The sequence below is a fragment of the Lactobacillus sp. B4015 genome, assembly GCF_026536055.1.
GTDB classification, from domain to species: Bacteria; Bacillota; Bacilli; order Lactobacillales; family Lactobacillaceae; genus Lactobacillus; species Lactobacillus panisapium.
Window position 1 is genome coordinate 46,164 of the sequence record NZ_JAFNOY010000013.1, and the last position, 18,276, is coordinate 64,439.

The 18,276-nt window shown below is 37.1% G+C and carries 13 protein-coding genes and 2 pseudogenes; 12 read left to right on the forward strand and 3 right to left on the reverse strand.

Annotated elements, in window-relative coordinates; translation table 11 throughout:
* Positions 1-283 precede the first annotated feature (283 nt).
* The 3 genes from J3U71_RS11180 to J3U71_RS11190 all read left to right on the forward strand — a co-directional run bounded on the left by J3U71_RS11180 (position 284) and on the right by J3U71_RS11190 (position 6,074).
* On the forward strand, positions 284-2,683 hold the full coding sequence (locus J3U71_RS11180) for a phosphoketolase family protein (RefSeq protein ID WP_267394342.1): 2,400 nt from the start codon (positions 284-286) through the stop codon (positions 2,681-2,683).
* A 329-nt stretch (positions 2,684-3,012) separates the two neighbouring features.
* Positions 3,013-3,159 carry a hypothetical protein gene (locus J3U71_RS11185; protein ID WP_267394344.1) on the forward strand — a complete coding sequence of 49 codons (147 nt, stop codon included), beginning with the start codon at positions 3,013-3,015 and terminating at the stop codon, positions 3,157-3,159.
* A 245-nt stretch (positions 3,160-3,404) separates the two neighbouring features.
* The gene (locus tag J3U71_RS11190) at positions 3,405-6,074 is read left to right on the forward strand and encodes a calcium-translocating P-type ATPase, PMCA-type (protein WP_267394346.1); all 2,670 of its coding nucleotides are present in this window, start codon (positions 3,405-3,407) and stop codon (positions 6,072-6,074) included.
* Between the two features lie 122 nt (positions 6,075-6,196).
* Here J3U71_RS11190 and J3U71_RS11195 read toward each other — a convergent pair whose 3' ends face one another.
* Positions 6,197-6,646: a GAF domain-containing protein gene (locus tag J3U71_RS11195; RefSeq protein ID WP_267394348.1), complete on the reverse strand. Its 450-nt coding sequence runs from the start codon at positions 6,644-6,646 to the stop codon at positions 6,197-6,199.
* 317 nt (positions 6,647-6,963) lie between these two features.
* Here J3U71_RS11195 and J3U71_RS11200 point away from each other — a divergent pair, with 317 nt between their 5' ends.
* The 5 genes from J3U71_RS11200 (at position 6,964) to J3U71_RS11220 (ending at position 10,479) form a co-directional block, all read left to right on the forward strand.
* A complete protein-coding gene (locus J3U71_RS11200; RefSeq protein WP_103751987.1) occupies positions 6,964-7,701 on the forward strand; it encodes an amino acid ABC transporter ATP-binding protein in 738 nt (245 codons plus the stop codon).
* Positions 7,702-7,712: 11 nt separating this feature from the next.
* A complete protein-coding gene (locus J3U71_RS11205) occupies positions 7,713-8,528 on the forward strand; it encodes a transporter substrate-binding domain-containing protein (protein ID WP_220269280.1) in 816 nt (271 codons plus the stop codon).
* Positions 8,525-9,163: an amino acid ABC transporter permease gene (locus J3U71_RS11210; protein ID WP_103751989.1), complete on the forward strand. Its 639-nt coding sequence runs from the start codon at positions 8,525-8,527 to the stop codon at positions 9,161-9,163. Before J3U71_RS11205 ends, J3U71_RS11210 begins: the two co-directional genes overlap by 4 nt.
* Positions 9,164-9,179: 16 nt before the next feature.
* On the forward strand, positions 9,180-9,833 hold the full coding sequence (locus tag J3U71_RS11215; RefSeq protein WP_220269281.1) for an amino acid ABC transporter permease: 654 nt from the start codon (positions 9,180-9,182) through the stop codon (positions 9,831-9,833).
* A 109-nt stretch (positions 9,834-9,942) separates the two neighbouring features.
* Positions 9,943-10,479, forward strand: coding sequence for a ClbS/DfsB family four-helix bundle protein (locus tag J3U71_RS11220; protein ID WP_267394351.1), 537 nt, complete (start codon positions 9,943-9,945; stop codon positions 10,477-10,479).
* 628 nt (positions 10,480-11,107) lie between these two features.
* Here J3U71_RS11220 and J3U71_RS11225 read toward each other — a convergent pair.
* Together J3U71_RS11225 and J3U71_RS11230 are read right to left on the reverse strand one after the other, a co-directional pair.
* A pseudogene (locus tag J3U71_RS11225) lies at positions 11,108-12,387 on the reverse strand (ISL3 family transposase).
* Between the two features lie 177 nt (positions 12,388-12,564).
* Positions 12,565-13,482 (reverse strand): LysR family transcriptional regulator, encoded by a 918-nt coding sequence (locus tag J3U71_RS11230; protein ID WP_267394353.1) that lies wholly within the window; start codon positions 13,480-13,482, stop codon positions 12,565-12,567.
* 120 nt (positions 13,483-13,602) lie between these two features.
* Between J3U71_RS11230 and J3U71_RS11235 the strand changes: the two genes are divergently transcribed.
* From J3U71_RS11235 to J3U71_RS11250, 4 genes and pseudogenes are all read left to right on the forward strand, one after another.
* Positions 13,603-15,090 (forward strand): FAD-binding protein, encoded by a 1,488-nt coding sequence (locus J3U71_RS11235; RefSeq protein WP_267394355.1) that lies wholly within the window; start codon positions 13,603-13,605, stop codon positions 15,088-15,090.
* 23 nt (positions 15,091-15,113) lie between these two features.
* A complete protein-coding gene (locus J3U71_RS11240) occupies positions 15,114-16,394 on the forward strand; it encodes an SLC13 family permease (protein WP_267394357.1) in 1,281 nt (426 codons plus the stop codon).
* Between the two features lie 12 nt (positions 16,395-16,406).
* A complete protein-coding gene (locus J3U71_RS11245; protein ID WP_267394359.1) occupies positions 16,407-17,891 on the forward strand; it encodes an FAD-dependent oxidoreductase in 1,485 nt (494 codons plus the stop codon).
* Positions 17,892-17,901: 10 nt separating this feature from the next.
* A pseudogene (locus J3U71_RS11250) lies at positions 17,902-18,171 on the forward strand (ClbS/DfsB family four-helix bundle protein); the annotation flags it as partial.
* Positions 18,172-18,276 lie beyond the last annotated feature (105 nt).

Sequence of the window (18,276 nt, forward strand, 5' to 3'; positions counted from 1 at the left end):
TTTCTCCTAAAATTAATCTAGCATTCTTTTAAATGGTAATTAATGAAATATTCAGTATATTGTTCTTATTTTAAGTACTTATCAGTATTTGAGCAACTAAATACTTAAAATCTGCTTATTCTAAAGCCGATTAAAATTATCTTTTGGCAATTTAGGATTTAAGTAAATGCAAATTCTATAATTGGGACGAACCAATTTTTAGAATGGTTGAACTTTTTGAGAAAATTGGTATAATATTCGTATAAAGTTAATTGAAGTTAATAACAGCTATAGGAGACACAATATGGCAGTAGATTACGATTCAAAAGAATTTTTAAAGAGTGTTGATGCACACTGGCGTGCAGCCAATTATTTATCGGTAGGTCAACTTTTCTTAATGAGCAATCCATTATTAAAGCATGACTTAGAGGCAAAAGAAGTAAAACCTAAACCAATCGGTCACTGGGGTACTATTTCACCGCAAAACTTTATTTATGCGCACCTAAACCGGGTAATTAAAAAGTATAACTTGGATATGTTTTACATTGAAGGTTCAGGTCATGGTGGTCAAGTTATGGTTTCAAACTCATATCTTGATGGTTCATATAGTGAACTTTACCCGGAGATTCAGCAAAATGAAGAAGGAATGACTAAGCTATTTAAACGGTTTAGTTTTCCTGGTGGTTCTGCTTCTCACGCTGCTCCTGAAACGCCAGGATCAATGCATGAAGGTGGAGAATTAGGCTATTCAATTTCTCACGGTACTGGTGCAATTTTAGATAATCCTGATGTCATCGCAGCAGTTGAAGTTGGTGATGGTGAAGCTGAAACTGGTCCACTTGCAGCTAGTTGGTTTAGCGATAAGTTCATTAATCCAATTAAAGATGGTGCTGTTTTACCTATTTTACAAATTAATGGTTTCAAGATTTCTAACCCAACAATTGTTTCACGAATGAGCGATGAAGAGTTAACCAAGTATTTCGAAGGTATGGGCTGGCACCCATATATTATTTCCGCCTATAATGGTGGCGAATTTGATGGTTACAAAGATCATATGCAAGTTCACGAAGAAATGGCCAAATTGATGGACATAGTTATTGAGGAAATCAAGGCTATTCAAAAGAATGCACGTGAAAATAATGATACTACTTTGCCTCATTGGCCAATGATTATTTTCCGAGTACCTAAGGGTTGGACTGGTCCTAAATTTGATGTTGATGGCAATCCGGTTGAAAACTCATTCAGAGCACACCAGATTCCAATTCCTGTAGCTCAAGACTCAATGGAACACAAGGATATGTTAATTGATTGGCTGAAGAGCTATCATCCTGAAGACTTATTTGATGAAAATGGTGCACCTACTGATTTAGTCTTGGCTGACAATGTTGACGGCGACAGTCGAATGGCAATGAATCCTATTACTAATGGTGGTAAGGATGCCAAGCGCTTAAGTCTTCCTGACTACCGGAAGTTTGCCCTTAAGTTTGACCAACCTGGTTCAGTTGAAGCAGAAGATATGACGGAATGGGCTAAATACTTAAATGCAATTGCAGAACTTAATCCAGACAACTTCCGCGGCTTTGGACCTGACGAAACTAAGTCTAACCGGCTATTTAAGTTTATTGATGAACAAAAGCGGCAATGGGAAAGTTCTGTTCATACACCAAATGATGAAAACTTGGCTCCAAGTGGTCGGTTAATTGATTCGCAGTTGTCTGAGCACCAAGATGAAGGTTGGCTTGAAGGCTATGTTTTATCTGGACGTCATGGGTTCTTCGCTACTTACGAATCATTTGGTCGTGTCGTTGACTCAATGCTAACGCAACACATGAAGTGGTTGAGAAAGGCAAAGGAACAATATTGGCGTAAGGATTACCCTTCACTTAACTTTGTTGCTACATCAACTGTATTCCAACAAGATCACAATGGTTACACCCACCAAGATCCAGGTATTTTGACTCATATGTATGAGAAGAATCGGCCAGATTTAGTTCACGAATATCTGCCAGCAGATACTAACTCATTATTAGCCGTTTCTGCCAAAGCATTTAGTGACCGTGAATGTATCAATATTCTGGTAACTTCTAAACAAGTTCGGCCACAATGGTTCTCAGTAGAAGAGGCAGCACGGTTAGCTGATCATGGCTTATCATATATTGATTGGGCATCAACAGATGGTCACGACAAACCTGATGTTGTTTTTGCTTCAACTGAAACTGAACCAACAATTGAATCCTTGGCCGCAATTGATTTATTGCATAAGAATTTCCCAGATTTGAAGATTCGCTACATTAATGTAGTTGATGTGATGAAGTTGATGAATCCAGCAGACAATCCAAATGCAATTTCAACTGAAGAATTCGATCAATTATTCCCAAGTGATGTGCCAGTAATCTTTGCATGGCACGGTTACAAAGCAATGATGCAATCAATTTGGTTTGGTCGTGGACGTAATAATGTTCATATTCACTGCTATGAAGAAAATGGTGATATTACTACACCATTTGACATGCGTGTTGTTAACGAGCTTGATCGTTTCCACCTAGCAAAAGATGCCATTTTGAGCATTCCTCAGTATGCTGAAAAGAGTTCAGCTTTTGTTGATGAGATGGATCGCTTGCTTAATAAGCATCACCAATACATTCGTGATAATGGTAAAGATATGCCAGAAGTTACTGAATGGCAATGGACTGGGTTAAAGTAAATTGTTAAATTAACTAAAATAAATCGTTAAAAAAGACTAACATCGCGTTAGTCTTTTTTTGGTAAATTGATTTTTATTTTTGTTTTTGTGATTCGAATCCCCAGAAATAAGTTAGGACTGCCGCAGTAATTAAAGCAATTCCTGAACCCAGAATCATAAAGCCAATTGGTTTATACATCATCATAATAATGGAAAAGATATTATCAATAAGGAAGGACTTAACCATCACATGCAATGAAGCATTAATATTAGCTGTAATTGCGATAATTATGAGATAAGAATCAAAAAGTATTTATGACGAAACATGAATTAACCGTTTGATTGGCAGTATGAATCTGGGTCTTAAATTGGCAATTGTGAGTGTCTTTTTAATTTCCTTTGCCAATTTACCTAACTTGGGAACAACTTTGGGAATTATGCATACGATGGTTGATGAAGAACACGGTGAAGCAATTGCTAGCCATGCATTGCGCTGATTCCTCGTTGCAACAGCGGTCAGCATCATTAATGGTGCGCTAGCCGGACTGTTTTATTCATTTTAAATTGCATTGACCTTGTTAAAAATGCCAATTTTATTTATAATAAAATCATCATAAGGGAGTAACAGCAATACCTGCGATAAGCCCAACAACCGAAGAGATACTTCTGGACTTATCTTAATTAGTGAGACTTGTGTGTGGAGAAGCATATAAGTCTCTTTTTTATTATTTAGGAGGTCAAAATGCCCCAGAGTTTTTATAATCAGTCAGTAGAAAGTGTTGAAAAAGAACTGTCAACAACTTGCAAACTGGGTTTGAGCCCAGAACAAGTAAAGCAATTGCAAGAAAAAGACGGTCCAAATAGTTTGGCAAGTAAGAAGAAAACGAGCCTGTTTCAACGATTCATCGCCCAGTTTAAGGACTTTATGATTATCGTTTTGATTGTAGCAGCATTACTATCTGGTTTTGTTGCACAAGAATGGACAGACGCAGCAATTATTATGATTGTTGTGATTTTGAATGCAGTCTTGGGCGTGTTCCAAGAAGCTCGTTCGGAAGAGGCCATTAATGCCTTAAAGAAAATGGCTACACCTAATGCGCATGTGCGGCGTAATGGGCAAGTAGTTGAAATTCCAAGTACACAGCTAGTGCAAGGTGATATTGTCTTGCTTGAAGCTGGTGATGTTGTTCCAGCAGATTTACGCTTAACGGTCACTAAAAGCTTAAAGATTGAAGAGTCGGCTTTAACCGGTGAATCTGTTCCAGTTGATAAAGAAAATGGGCTAATTGCTGAAGATAAGGTGGCTCTTGCTGATCAAGACAACATGGCTTTTGCCAACACCAATGTTACTTATGGTCGTGGAGAAGGAATTGTCACCCAAATTGGGATGAACACCGAAGTCGGTAAGATTGCCACAATGCTTAACAATACCGATGAAACAGATACGCCATTGAAGCGTAACCTTAATCAATTGGGTAAGACACTGACAATCATGATTTTAATCATTTGCGCAGTTGTCTTTGTGGTCGGCTTTTTCACCAAGCAAGGAACCGAACCAACACAAAAATTAGCAATCGATATGTTCTTAGTTGCTGTTTCACTTGCGGTTGCGGCCATTCCTGAAGGCTTGCCCGCAATTGTAACCATTATTTTGGCTCTAGGAACTCAAGTAATGGCTAAACACAATTCAATTGTGCGTAAATTGCCAGCAGTTGAAACACTGGGCGCTACTGATATTATTTGTTCTGATAAAACGGGAACTTTAACTCAAAATAAAATGACAGTTGAACAAGTTTACTATGATAATCAGGATCATAAAGCTGCCCAGCCAATTGCTGCTAATACTCCAGCATTGATGGCAATGGTCTTAGCAAATGATTCCAAATTAGATGATAATGACCGTTTGCTTGGTGATCCAACTGAAACAGCCCTTATTCAATATGCGCTAGATCAAAAGATTCCGGTTCACCAAATGTTAACCGATTATCAACGACTGCAGGAAGTTCCGTTTGATTCAGAGCGGAAATTAATGAGTACGGTTAATCGAGACGGTGCGCAATATTTTGTTGCTGTAAAGGGTGCTCCTGATCAATTGCTCAAACGGGTAACCAAAATTGAGCGGAACGGTCAGATCACTGCAATTTCAGCGCAGCTGAAAGAAGCAATTTTAGAAGCTAACCAGAAAATGGCCAAAAATGCTTTGCGTGTCTTAGGATTAGCCTATAAAAATATTGACCAGTTATATGATAAGCCAACAACGGATAATGTTGAACAGGATCTAGTTTTTGCTGGCTTAGTTGGAATGATTGACCCTGAACGTCCGGAAGCAAAGAAGGCAATCGTTGAAGCTCACGAAGCTGGAATCAGAACGGTAATGATTACCGGTGACTTCCAAGTTACTGCGCAAGCAATTGCTGAGCGTTTAGGAATCTTGAAGCCAGGCCAAGATGAACGAGTTGTAACAGGTGCACAACTTGATGAAATCAGTGATGACTACTTGCAAGAACATGTTCCAGACTACAGTGTTTATGCCCGTGTATCACCTGAGCATAAGGTTCGCATTGTTAAAGCTTGGCAAGCTCGTGGCAAAATCGTAGCTATGACTGGCGATGGTGTTAATGATGCGCCGAGTTTAAAACAGGCTGATATTGGTATTGGCATGGGAATCACTGGAACTGAAGTTTCAAAAGGTGCTAGTGACATGATTTTGGCTGACGATAATTTTGCCACAATCGTCGAAGCCGTTAAGCAAGGTCGTAAAGTTTTCAGCAATATTCAAAAAGCAATTCTATATCTAATGAGCTGTAATGTTGGTGAGGTTTTGACCGTCTTCATGATGACAATGCTTGGTTGGGATATTCTGGCACCGGTACAGCTACTTTGGATTAACTTAGTTACCGATACATTACCAGCGATTGCTCTTGGCCTTGAGCCAGTCGAACAAGGCATAATGAAACGGGCACCGCGTGGACGAAAGTCCAACTTCTTTAGTGGCGGCGTTTCTAGTTCGATTGTTTACCAGGGAATTCTGGAAGGACTGCTAGTTTTGACAACTTACCAGTTAGGGTTAAACTTTGGTCCGCATTTGGATAATGCCAATTTGCAGCATGCAGATGCGCTAACAATGGCGTTTTTGACCCTGGGATTAATTCAACTGTTCCATGCCTTTAATTCGAAATATATTCACCAGTCAATCTTTTCTAGACATACTTTTAGTAATAAGTGGTTTAACTGGGCAATCGTTATTTCGGCGGTGGTAATGGCTGCTGTTGAATTGCCATTTATGACGAAATTCTTTGATGTTACGGAATTAAATGGTTTACAATGGCTCATTGTTCTTGCAGCTGGTATTTGCATGATTATCATTGTTGAAATTGTTAAATTCTGCCAGCGCCAAGCAGGGCAAAAGTAATTTTCAACGTTTAAAATAAAAAAGCTGATCAATCTGTTTTGATTTGTGTTTCCGCAATTTTATTGAAAAAATGGCGGTCACTTCAAGTAGATGATCAGCTTTTTTATTGCTTTTAATAGTGATTAATTGATGATACAAGCGCCAATTTGGGCTAAATAAGTGGCATCGGTTTGGTCGAAACGATTGAACTTTTTACTATCAAGGTCTAAAACCGCAATTAGCTTCTGGTCCTGCATAATTGGCAAGACAATTTCTGAATTGGTGGCTGAATCACAGGCAATATGTCCTGAAAATTGATGCACATCAGGAACTATTTGAATTTTATGGCTAGCAGCCGCTGTTCCGCAAACGCCTTTACCCAGCGCAATATGCATACAGGCAATTGGCCCCTGAAATGGTCCTAACAATAATTCGTCGTTTTGGTAACGGTAAAAACCGGCATAACTGACATCAGGTAAATTATTGTAGAGCAGGGCACTAAGATTGCTCATATTGGCAATTACGTCGTGTTCGTCTTTAAGCAGACTCTGAGCCTGCTTAAGTAGCATCTGATAATTATTTGCTTTATCCATCTTTTTCTCCTTTCATGCTAGTTTAAACTAACGCTTTTAGTTTTGAAAGTGCTAACAGAGTTTTTACATTTTTACCGGAAGTGTATAATATTGAGCAAGTCGTATTTGATTGGCAAAAAGAATTAAGCATAAAAGCAAGCAATTATTGTCTATGTAAACTTTATCTTCTCTTTAAGTTTAGTAAGATTTATATTACAATTTTGTATAAATTTTCATTAAAAATAGTGCTTAACTTTTAAAAATCTTAACGGCTATAGTAAAATAGAGTCAATGACTTATATATTTTTATTGCAATGACTATGAAAGGGGCGATGACAATGTCGATGATAGAGTTCCATGACGTGCAAAAATATTATGGCCATTTTCATGCACTGCACGACATTAATTTAGAGATTGATGAAGGGGAAACGGTGGTTCTAATTGGGCCTTCTGGCTCAGGTAAGAGTACTTTAGTTCGAACCGTAAACGGCCTAGAATCAATTCAAGAAGGTAAATTGATCGTAAACGGACACGATTTATCTGATCCCAAGACTAACTTAAATATTTTACGTAGAGATGTTGGCATGGTTTTCCAGCATTTTAACTTATACAAAAATAAAGATGTTCTTGAAAATATTATGTTAGCTCCACGGATTGTCAGTCACATTCCAGAAGAAGAGAACAAAAAACAAGCAATGGAATTGCTTGAAATGGTCGGTCTGGAAAAGTGGGCACACAATATGCCATCACAAATTTCTGGTGGTCAAAAGCAACGTGTTGCAATTGCGCGAACATTAGCAATGAAGCCTAAACTTATTTTATATGATGAACCAACAAGTGCACTTGATCCTGAAATGATCGATGACGTTCTACAAGTTATTAAAAAGGTAACTAATGAGAGCGGAATGACTTCCCTGATTGTTACTCATGAGATGGGTTTTGCTAAAGAAGTTGCCAATCGGGTTATCTTTATGGATAAAGGTCAAATTGTTGAAGACGATGATACTACAAGCTTTTTCAAGCAACCTAAGACGGTTCGAGCACAACAATTTTTGAGTAAAATTATCTCTCACTAAGGAGGCCAATCATGAAAAAAAAGTTTTGGCTATTTCCTTTATTAGCATGTATCTTAATGCTGACCGGTTGTGGCAAAAGTTTGAGCAATCAATCAGTTTTAGATAATGTCAAACAGTCAAATACAATTACCTGGGGCGTAAAAGGTGATGTTAGACTATTTGGTTTAATCGACGTTCGTGATGGTCAACAAAAAGGCTTTGACGTTGATATGGCTAAGGCTATTACTAAGCATATTCTCGGCCCTAAAGGGCGCGCTGAGTTTGTTACCACCACTTCACAATCGAGAATTCCACTATTAAAAAATGGCAATATTGATGCGGTGATTGCGACGATGTCCATTACGCCTGAGCGGAAAAAAGTAATTTCTTTTTCGAAGTCTTACTTTGATGCTGGGCAATCACTACTTGTTCCCAAGAGTTCAAAAATAAGAAGCACTAAGGATTTAAATGGTAAGACCGTTATCGGGGTAGTCGGTTCTAATTCAGTTGATAACATTAAAAAGGCTGCGCCGAAAGCGAAAGTAATCGAACTGCAAGATTATGCGCAGGCAATGAACGCATTGAAATCAGGTCAAGGTGACGCTTTGACAACTGATAATGGTATTTTGTTTGGTTTGGCAGTTCAAAACCCAGGATATGAAGTTCGAGGTGGTACGTTTACTATTGAACCTTATGGTGTTGCAGTTGATAAGGGACAAACCGGATTCACTAAGGCTGTTGATAAGGCAGTTCTTGAAATGCAGCATAGTGGTGAATACAATCGCTTGATTAAAAAGTGGTTTGGCGACGTTCCAGGATTTAATTATAAGGAGCTGTATCGCCGATGATTAACATTTTTACAAAATTTAGTGGCCAACTGCTCGTTGGGTTAGGCTGGACCGTATTTTCCAGTGTAATTGCGTTGTTTTTCAGTTTAATAATTGGAACAATTTTCGCAATTATGGAAGTAGTTCCGAGTAAAGTAGCACGCGTTATTGGACGTGCGTATGTTGAAATTTTGCGTAATATTCCGCTATTAGTCATTACCATGTTCTTTTATTTAGTTATTCCAATGTATGTGGTTAAGATTAATGGCTTTACGGCGGGAACAATTGGCTTAACGCTTTATACTTCAGCATTTATTGCTGAAACCATTCGTTCAGGAATTCAATCTGTCTCTGGCGGACAGATGGAGGGGGCACGTTCTACCGGTATGACTTACTGGCAGGCAATGCGTTATATTATTTTGCCGCAAGCATTTAAAATTGTAATTCCACCATTAGGAAATCAGTTTGTTAACTTGGTTAAAAATTCATCGGTTCTGGCATTTGTGGCTGGATTTGATTTGATGTACCAAGCAAACTCGATTGCTTCAACAACTTTTGATACTATCAACAGCTATCTAGTAGTTGGTGTTTTATATTTAATTATCACGTTGCCGCTTAGTTACTACATGCAGCATTTAGAGAAGAAATTAGCCTAAGGGGAGGGACAGTGAAATGCAAAATTGGATTAACGCCTTTTCGTGGCTAAACGTACGCTTTTTATTGATGGGCCTCTGGGTAACGATTTATATTTCTGTAATTTCGGTTATTTTGAGTTTCATCTTCGGTTCAATTCTGGGCATTATTAGATATTCAAAAATCAAGTATGTTTCAAAGATTGTTGGTTTCATTATCGATATTATCCGCAATGTACCCTTGCTTTTAATCATCTTCTTTACTTACTTTGGTTTGCCCAATTTTGGTCTCAGACCGGAAACAATTCCTGCTGCCATTATTGCGATGACAGTTTTTGAATCGAGTATGCTAGCAGAAATTGTTAGGTCAGGGATTCAATCAGTCTCAAGTGGTCAAATGGAAGGTGCTAGATCGACTGGAATGTCCTTTGTTCAAGCTCTCTGGCATGTTGTTTTACCACAGGCTTATAAAAACATGGTACCAACTATTATTAGTCAGTTTGTTTCACTAATTAAAGACACATCATTGGCTACAATCATTGTGGTGCCGGAAATGATGCAACACGCACAAGTTATTTATGGTCAAAATGCCAATTATATTCTACCGATGTTTGCGGCTTTAGCAGTACTTTATTTTATTGTTTGCTTTACTCTGTCAATCATTGGTAACGTAATTGGGAAACATTTGACTTAAGTTGAAGATAAAATTAATCAATTTAAAAAGATTTCATTATATGTAATAAGTCCCGAAAGTTAGACAACTTTCGAGGTACGTAGCGCATTGTCTTAATAGGAGAAAAATAATGGCTAGACCAACTAGTAAAGCTGATTTGATTGAGGCAAGCAATACTGCTTACGAGAAAATAGTTGACCTCATTGATTCTTTACCCGAGAAGGCGCAGACTGGCAACTTTGCTTTTGAAACTGATAAATTAAAGGGTGAACATTGGAAGCGGGATCGCAATATCCGCGATGTGCTGATTCACTTATACGAGTGGCAAAAACTGCTATTGGAATGGATTGAAAATAATCAGGCAGGAAAAGCACAGGACTTTTTACCAGATGGCTATAATTGGCGTAATTATGGTGAAATGAATCAACAAATATGGCAGAAACACCAGAAAACCAGTTTAAAAGAAGCTGAAGAATTACTGGCTAAAAGTCACCGGCAGGTAATGAAATTACTTGCGACTTTTTCTAATGATCAACTATTTACCAAGAATGTTTTTTCTTGGACCGGGAATAATACTTTGGGAACCTATTTTATTTCGAATACTTCTAGCCATTATGAATGGGCATTAAAGAAGTTACGTAAGTACAAAAGGTCTTTAAAACAATAATAAAAACCGTTGGCAATATGTTAACTAATGAACTTTGTAGATACTGTATATGTGAGTATAGCAATGTTAATCAAAATTAGTATCTGTGAACAAAAGTGTACAGCCAATATCAGTTCCTGAATTAAAAAGAAAAGTACCTAAGTTATAGAATACAAATCAATACAACAGTCGGTAAAAAATTTTAAAAATTCATCTTCAAAGTCTAGTAACGGACTGTAAATAGCAAGCTAAAGCTTATTGCATAGTAAAACGTCCAGCTAAAAGTGAACTAAAGTTAAACTTTAATCTTATTTCTACTGTCATCATGGACAATCTTGATTTAATACATTTATTGTGCGGTAATTACCACTTCTACATATAGGCTAGCTAATATGTAGTATTAAGAATTAGTCTTTAGTTAAAATTTATTAAGCTATACTAGCTTCTTGATTTGTTAGAGTACAAGGGTGACTAAGTCGAACTTAATTAATAAATATTTGAAAATAATATTTTAAGTTGTCTAATAAACACGTTAGAAGTACATTAGCAGAACGAACGGAATAAATTTATTGTACATAACAAGCAAGTTAAGAAAATTGGCTCTTTGTCAAATCCTGTTGATAGAATTTTATAATATTTTGAAAGAGTATCAGGCTACTAAGTAGCTTGGTGCTCTTTTCTTAACCACAGCTTTGGGCTCTTCTAGTTTAATCCGAGCAACTAAATGATTAAAATTGCGATAGCCATAGGCTGTGTGTTCAATCTGCTTAATTTTGCGGTTGGTTCCTTCCAGACACCCGTTGGACTGACTGTATGTAGCTGCATTAAGCAGATCAGGCAAACAGCGTTTGAAAGTTTTACGCGTGATTTCCATTTGCCAGCCCAATTTATCTGAACGCTTGAGACAGGTCCTTATTTGCTTAACATTTTTTTCTTTAAGAGCCTGGCGCAGATCCTGCATGAAGTTGTAAGTATTCTCCAGGATTGGGTCAAGCGCTAACCCGTCTGCGACAACCTGGGCTTGCGTCAACCGATCCTTGAGGTGCCAATTGTAGCCGGGATGCTTTCTTTCTAACTGGTCAAAAGGCTTAAGGTAGATCTTCCAAGAATATTTAAGTAAGCGGTAGCTGCGGCTGGACTTGGAATACTGTTTCATCACCTGAATCCGGCAGGCATTAAAGGAACGGTTAAGCATCTGAACAATGTGAAAACGATCTAGGACCACTTGCGCGTTAGGAAAAAGCTCCTTGACCATAGAGCGGCATAATAGTAGTTAAGGTCCATGGAGATCGCTTTATCCTGGCGGCGGACAAGTTCCGGATAATGTTTGAAGTAGGTCATGATGGTTTGTTTATAGCGTGTTGGCAGAATCTTAACTATTTGGTGGGTGCTTGCATCTAGGGCAATAAAGTGCAACTTACGTCCAACACCGCGGAATTCATCGAAGGCTAGATGCTCGGGCAGCCAGGTATCGTCGTCATGAAAAGGACTGCTGTATTGCTCAAGAACGCGTTGGATGGTATTAACGGAAACATTAGTAAAAGCGGCAATGGAGGTCATGGACCAGTCGTTACGCAAGCTAGACAGAATCTTGCGTTTAACGGGGTTGGCAATTGAGCAGTACTTATCAACAAGGCTGGTTTGGGCCATGGCGCTTTGTCCGCAGTCGCGACAGATAATGCGCTGCTTGGCTAATTTAAGTATAAGCGGCCGACTGGCATCGCTGCTCAAGTATCTGACTTTGACCGGAGCGTAACCATTACGCCAGATATGAGCCGAATGACAATCAGGACAAGTCGGCAGTTTAAGGTTGCAGCAGGCGACAGTAGTTACTACTGAATCAATCGTTTCAGACTTAAAAGCAAGAAATTCGAGATTAGGGTCTTTAATATTGAGCAAATGTTTAATACAATTAGATAGAGAGGTCATAAGAAAACTCCTAAATAGATCTGAAGAGTGGTTTCAAAGGATTATATGGACAGAGGACTTAGGGCCTCTTTTTTGTGTGCAAAAAATCCTGCCAATAGAATACCATAGAAACTAAACTAAGATAATCTATCAACAGGATTTAGTATAAAGCCAGAAAATTTAATTCTCAACTTGCTTTTAATTTTGCCATTTTTTCTTAGTAATATTAATTGCGTGTTGCATATTCTTTAAAAGCTCTTGATAACAAGGTTTTTCTTGCATTTCTTTTAAGTAACCTAGCCCATAAGAAACCGTATGGTTCCAATCAAAGTAGCGATAATAAACTTCAGTATTATTATGGTCATAAACGAAGCTAGGTACAATAGCAATTCCATCATTAGCTTGTACGAGCATAGAGGCTAGCGAAGCTTTGTTTATTATTACTAAATCGCATTTTTCGGGAAATGCCGAAAGTTCTATTGCCTTTTTAACCTCTGAAACGGACGCCAAAGGTGTTTTTCCATCCCATAAAAATATTCTGTTTTTTTTAAGCGCTTCTAAAGGAATTTTTTTATATTTCCTTAAAGGGCTATCTCTGCGTATTATTACTGAAAACCCCGCTTCAAACATTGGGGTAAATTTGTACTTTTTATTTTGAAAAAAATCAGATTGATAAATCATAAAGTCAATTTTTTTGCTATCAAGGTTTTCATGAATAAAAGGCTCGCTTAAACTGACTGATTTTAAGAAAATGTTGCACTTTTTTGTTTTTTTCATTAATCGCATAAAAATAGGCAAAAACTGTTTTTCAAATGGTAACCCAGAATACCCTATTGTAATTGTTTGCATAGTATTATTTTTACTATCTTGAATAGTATGAATCACCTTATTTAACTCATTAGTAATCTTTAAGAGTTCTTTGTAGAAATATTTGCCCTCCACTGTTAGTACTATTTGACGTTGTTCGTGTTTAATCAGTTCAACACCAAGTTCACTTTCAAGATTATGAATGTTTTTTGAAACTGTTGGCTGTGCAAGATAAAGTTCTTTTGCTGTTTGCGTAAAATTTAACGTTTTTCCTAATGAAATAAAGCAGTTAATTTGTGTAGAATTCATTTTTACCTATTCTATTTTGCAATATTACTATTCTTTTTATCATTAATCATACTCTCATGCAGATGATAAACTCAACCATATAAGCGAAAACAATACCAAACATAAGCGAAGGGAGTAGAAATGAAAAATGTTAGCTACGACGTAATTGTTATTGGTGCTTCAAATGCTGGAGGTTTTTCTGCCGCAGCTGCGGCAGAAGATGGGGCACATGTATTATGTATAGACATGGCGGGAGATACATCTTACTTATATAGAAATACTCTTGGTTCGATTAATAGTCAATCACAAAAGAGGGCAAAAGTAAAAATATCAAAAGAAAAAATAGTTCAATTTTTGACAGCATCCACACAAGATAATGTTAATCAAAGTCTATTGTGGGTCTGGGCAAATCACTCTGGAGAAACGATGAATTGGCTTGAAGATAAGGTTTTAAAACCAGCAGGTGCGCATTTATATTCTTATCAAGACGCTTATTATGAAACCCAAATTAATATTGCCTTTCCAACTGCAAATGAAATCACTAAAGATAATAAGAGTTGGGATCGCGGTTGGGGTCAATATGTAATTGACTATTGTCGCAAGTTGGGCGTTGAATTTAGGTGGTATACAAAATTAGAACATTTTTTGATAAATAATAAAAAAGAAGTCATTGGGATAGAAGTTAAAGATGAAAAAACTAATAAAGTTTATACAATTAAAGCAAAAAAGGGTGTGGTTCTAGCTTCTGGAGGCTATGGAGCTAATCAAGCTTTAGTTCAAAAATGGAATCCAACTTTGTTAAAAAAATGTGTTGCAACAAAAAGTCCTAGAGATGATGGCTCTGGCCAGATTGCAGCTCTCGAAATAGGTGCAGCTAGAGATGATGAGCCAGCTTCCATAATTTTTGACCGTGGTGCCGTAAAACCGGGCACTAATGTTAAAGATACATATCAAGTTGGTTGGAATGTCAAAATGTTTACACTAGGAAGCTTTCCATTTTTAAAAGTAAATTTGAAAGGTAAACGTTTCTTTAACGAAAGTGCACCATATCAATTTGAAGTCAATTCAAATATGCACCAACCAGGAAATCTAGATATTGAAATTTTTAATGAAGAAACACTTTCTCATTTAAAGGACTTTCATACATTAGGCTGCTCGAGAGTAGGTTGGCCCGGTGGAAATAACATGGAAAGTTTAAAGAAAAGGTTGCAGGAGAATATAGAGGCTGGGACAGCCGTCAAAGCAAATTCAATTAAGGAGCTAACAAAAAAATTATATTTGCCACAAGGTGTCTTGATAAAAACGATTGAAAGATACAATTATTTGGCCAAGAAAAGACAAGATGAAGACTTTGGTAAGGAGAAGTATCGTTTTTATTCGATTGAAGGAGGACCCTATTATGGAGTGGTCTTTGGCGGTGTACTTCTAGCAACATTTGATGGATTACAAATAAATGATCATATGCAAGTTTTAGACAGCAACTATGACCCTATTAAAGGGTTATACGCTGCTGGTAATTGCTCTGGTGGATTCTTTTGGGGATCATACGAGGACCGACTTCCTGGCTTGGCAGCTGGTCGTGCGACTACATTTGGGCGTTTAGCTGGGAAATATGTTACACAGGATTAACTTAAAAAGGAGTAAGAAATACTATGAATCCAATGATTATTACCTTATTAATTTTATTTGCGGTTATACTGGGCTTTATTTCTGGAAAAATTCCTATTTCAATGATTGGTGTTTTAGTAATGTTTGCATTAGTTGTCTTTCAAGTTTTACCCCCAGAAAGAGCTTTTGGAAACGTAACAAACACTTCTGTATTACTTTTTGCTGCAATGTTTGTGATTGGTAAAGGTATCCAAAAAACAACAATTATTACAAAAGCAGCTAAATTAGTAAAAAAATTCAAAAATAAACCTAAATTACTTACTTTTTTTACTTGTATTATTGCAGTATTGTTGTCAATTGTTTCTAACGGCACTATCGCTTTAGTGATTATGCTACCTATTCTTTGCGGTATATGTGATGATATTGGTTTATCAAGAAGCAAAATACTTTATCCGTTTGAAGTTACAGCAGTTTCCGCTGCTGGCGCCTGGTTTTTGGGTATTGGTGCATTAAATATGTCATGGTCAAGTGTAATGATGAAACTTGGTGCTAAAGCACCAGTAAACATAAATGATTTTTTAATTGCAAGAATACCTTTTTTAGTTGTAATAATTTTATATATGACCTTTATAGGTACAAAATTGCTTCCTGAAAAGGATAATTCAAAATTAGCCGAGAAGTCGCCTGCATATTCACAAAAAGCAAAAGAACAGCAGCTTTCAAAAGGGGAAAATACTATTGCTATACTGATTAGTGCTTTGACTATCATTCTTATGATTATGTCCTCTTACTTGCATGTTCAGTCATATGTAATTGCAATCGCTGGAGCAGTTCTTTTAGTTTTAACAGGCGTCTTAAGCAATAAAGAAGCTTTACAGGCACTAAATCTGAATATTATTTTACTAATCGCGGGGATGTTAGGTTTAGCTGATGCTTTACAAGCCACTGGAGCAGGGAAAATGGTCGGTAATGCTATGGCAGGGGTAGCAAAGGGAATAGGAAACCCATATTTAATGATGGGACTGTTCTTTCTTGTTGCAATTGTTATTACTAACTTAATAGGGGGATTAGCAGCAGTTTCAATTTTAGTACCTCTGTGGACATTAACCTGTTTAAGAATGGGGCTAGATCCGAGAGGTGCTGTTTTGGCGGCTTCAACTGCTAGTGCTTTTAGTTTTTTGACACCAATTGGCGGTCACAGTTTACCTCTAATTATGGATGCTGGTGGATATAATTTAAATGACTTTTTGAAATGTGGGTTACCACTGGCAGCGATTCTTTGTATATTAGGCTGTTTTGTAACGCAATTTATGTACCCACTTTAAAGGAGATAGAAAATGAATAATGATTTTGACGTAATTGTAATTGGTGGATCCAATGCAGGCGGGTTTGCTGCAGCAGCTGCTGCAGAAAATGGTGCTCGAGTATTAGTAATTGAAAAGACTAATTCTGTTAAGTATTTATATCGCCACTGGCTTGGCGGTGTAAATTCAAAAGCCCAGAAAAGAACTGGAATACACATTAATGAAAATAGCTTAGCACAATATTTAACATCTTTTACCCAAGATAATGTCGATCAGTCCTTAATTTGGACTTGGATTAATCATTCGGGAGAAACAATCGATTGGCTCGAAGAAAATGTGTTAACACCAAAAGGAGCTCACTTATATAGCGAGACTGATGCCCATTATGAAACACTTATAAATATGGCTTTTCCAACTGAACATCATGTTACTAAAGATGATAAGTCAGATTACAAAGATTATGGTAGCTATGTTATTGAATACGCAAAAAATTTGGGAGCTGAGTTTAGATTTCACACAAAATTAGAGCATTTGTTAACAAATAGTGAACGAGAAGTTGTTGGTGTTCAGGTTAAAAATACAAATACTGGTGAAATGTATGATATTAAAGCTTCCAAGGGTGTAATTTTATGTACAGGTGGTTATGGAGCAAATCCGGCGCTACTTCAAAAGTGGAATCCTACAATATTAAAGAAATGTTGTTTTACCCAGAGTCCTAGAGATGATGGGTCTGGGATTATCGCAGCCATGGAAATAGGTGCGGTAAAAGATGATGAGGCCGCTTCGATTATATTTAATCGAGGAGCTGTACCAGTAGGAACCAATTCCAAAGATACTTATGTTATTGATTGGAAAAACCACCAATATAATCTTGGCTCATTTCCATTTTTGAAAGTGAATTTAAAAGGAAAGAGATTTTTCAACGAAAGTGCTCCTTATCAATTTGATATGAACGCCTTGATGCACCAACCAGGAAATATTGAAGTACTTATATGGAATGAAGAAACCATGAACCGATTAAAGGAGTTTCATACATTAGGCTGCTCAAGAGTTGGATGGCCAGGAAATAAGGATATAGCCGGAAGAAAAGAACAAAATGAAGAAAAAATAAAAGAAGGATTGGTTCAAAAAGCCGATACGGTTAATGATCTAGCATTGAAGCTTCATTTACCTCAAAAGCAGTTGTTTAAAACGATTAGCCGATATAATGAGCTTGCTGAAAGTGGTTGTGATAAAGATTTTGGAAAAGAAAAAAGCCGTTTGATACCTGTAAAAGGTGCGCCATACTATGGAGCATGGTTTAGCGGAATTTTATTGGCAACGCTTGACGGATTACATATCAATAATCATATGCAAGTAATGGATGAAAATAATAATCCAATCAAAGGATTATATGCTGCAGGGAATTGCTCTGGAGGCTTTTTCTGGGGTTCTTATGAAGATCGGGTTCCAGGCTTGACTTGCAGTCATGCTCAAACTTTTGGTAGATTAGCAGGTAAATATGCAACTGTAAAATAAAGATGGCTATAATTGGCGTAATTATGGTGAAATGAATCAACAAATATGGCAAAAACACCAGAAAACCAGTTTAAAAGAAGCTGAAGAATTACTGGCTAAAAGTCACCAGCAGGTAATGAAATTACTTGCGACTTTTTCTAATGATCAACTATTTACCAAGAATGTTTTTTCTTGGACCAGGAATAATACTTTGGGAACCTATTTTATTTCGAATACTTCTAGCCATTATGAATGGGTATTAAAGAAGTTACGTAAGTACAAAAGGTCTTTAAAACAATAATAAAAACCGTTGGCAATCTTTGAAGCTAACCCCTAAAACTGGACGTTAGTTTTATATCATTTTACTTAAGGCTTGATTCCGATATTGAATCGGAGTTAAGCCTTT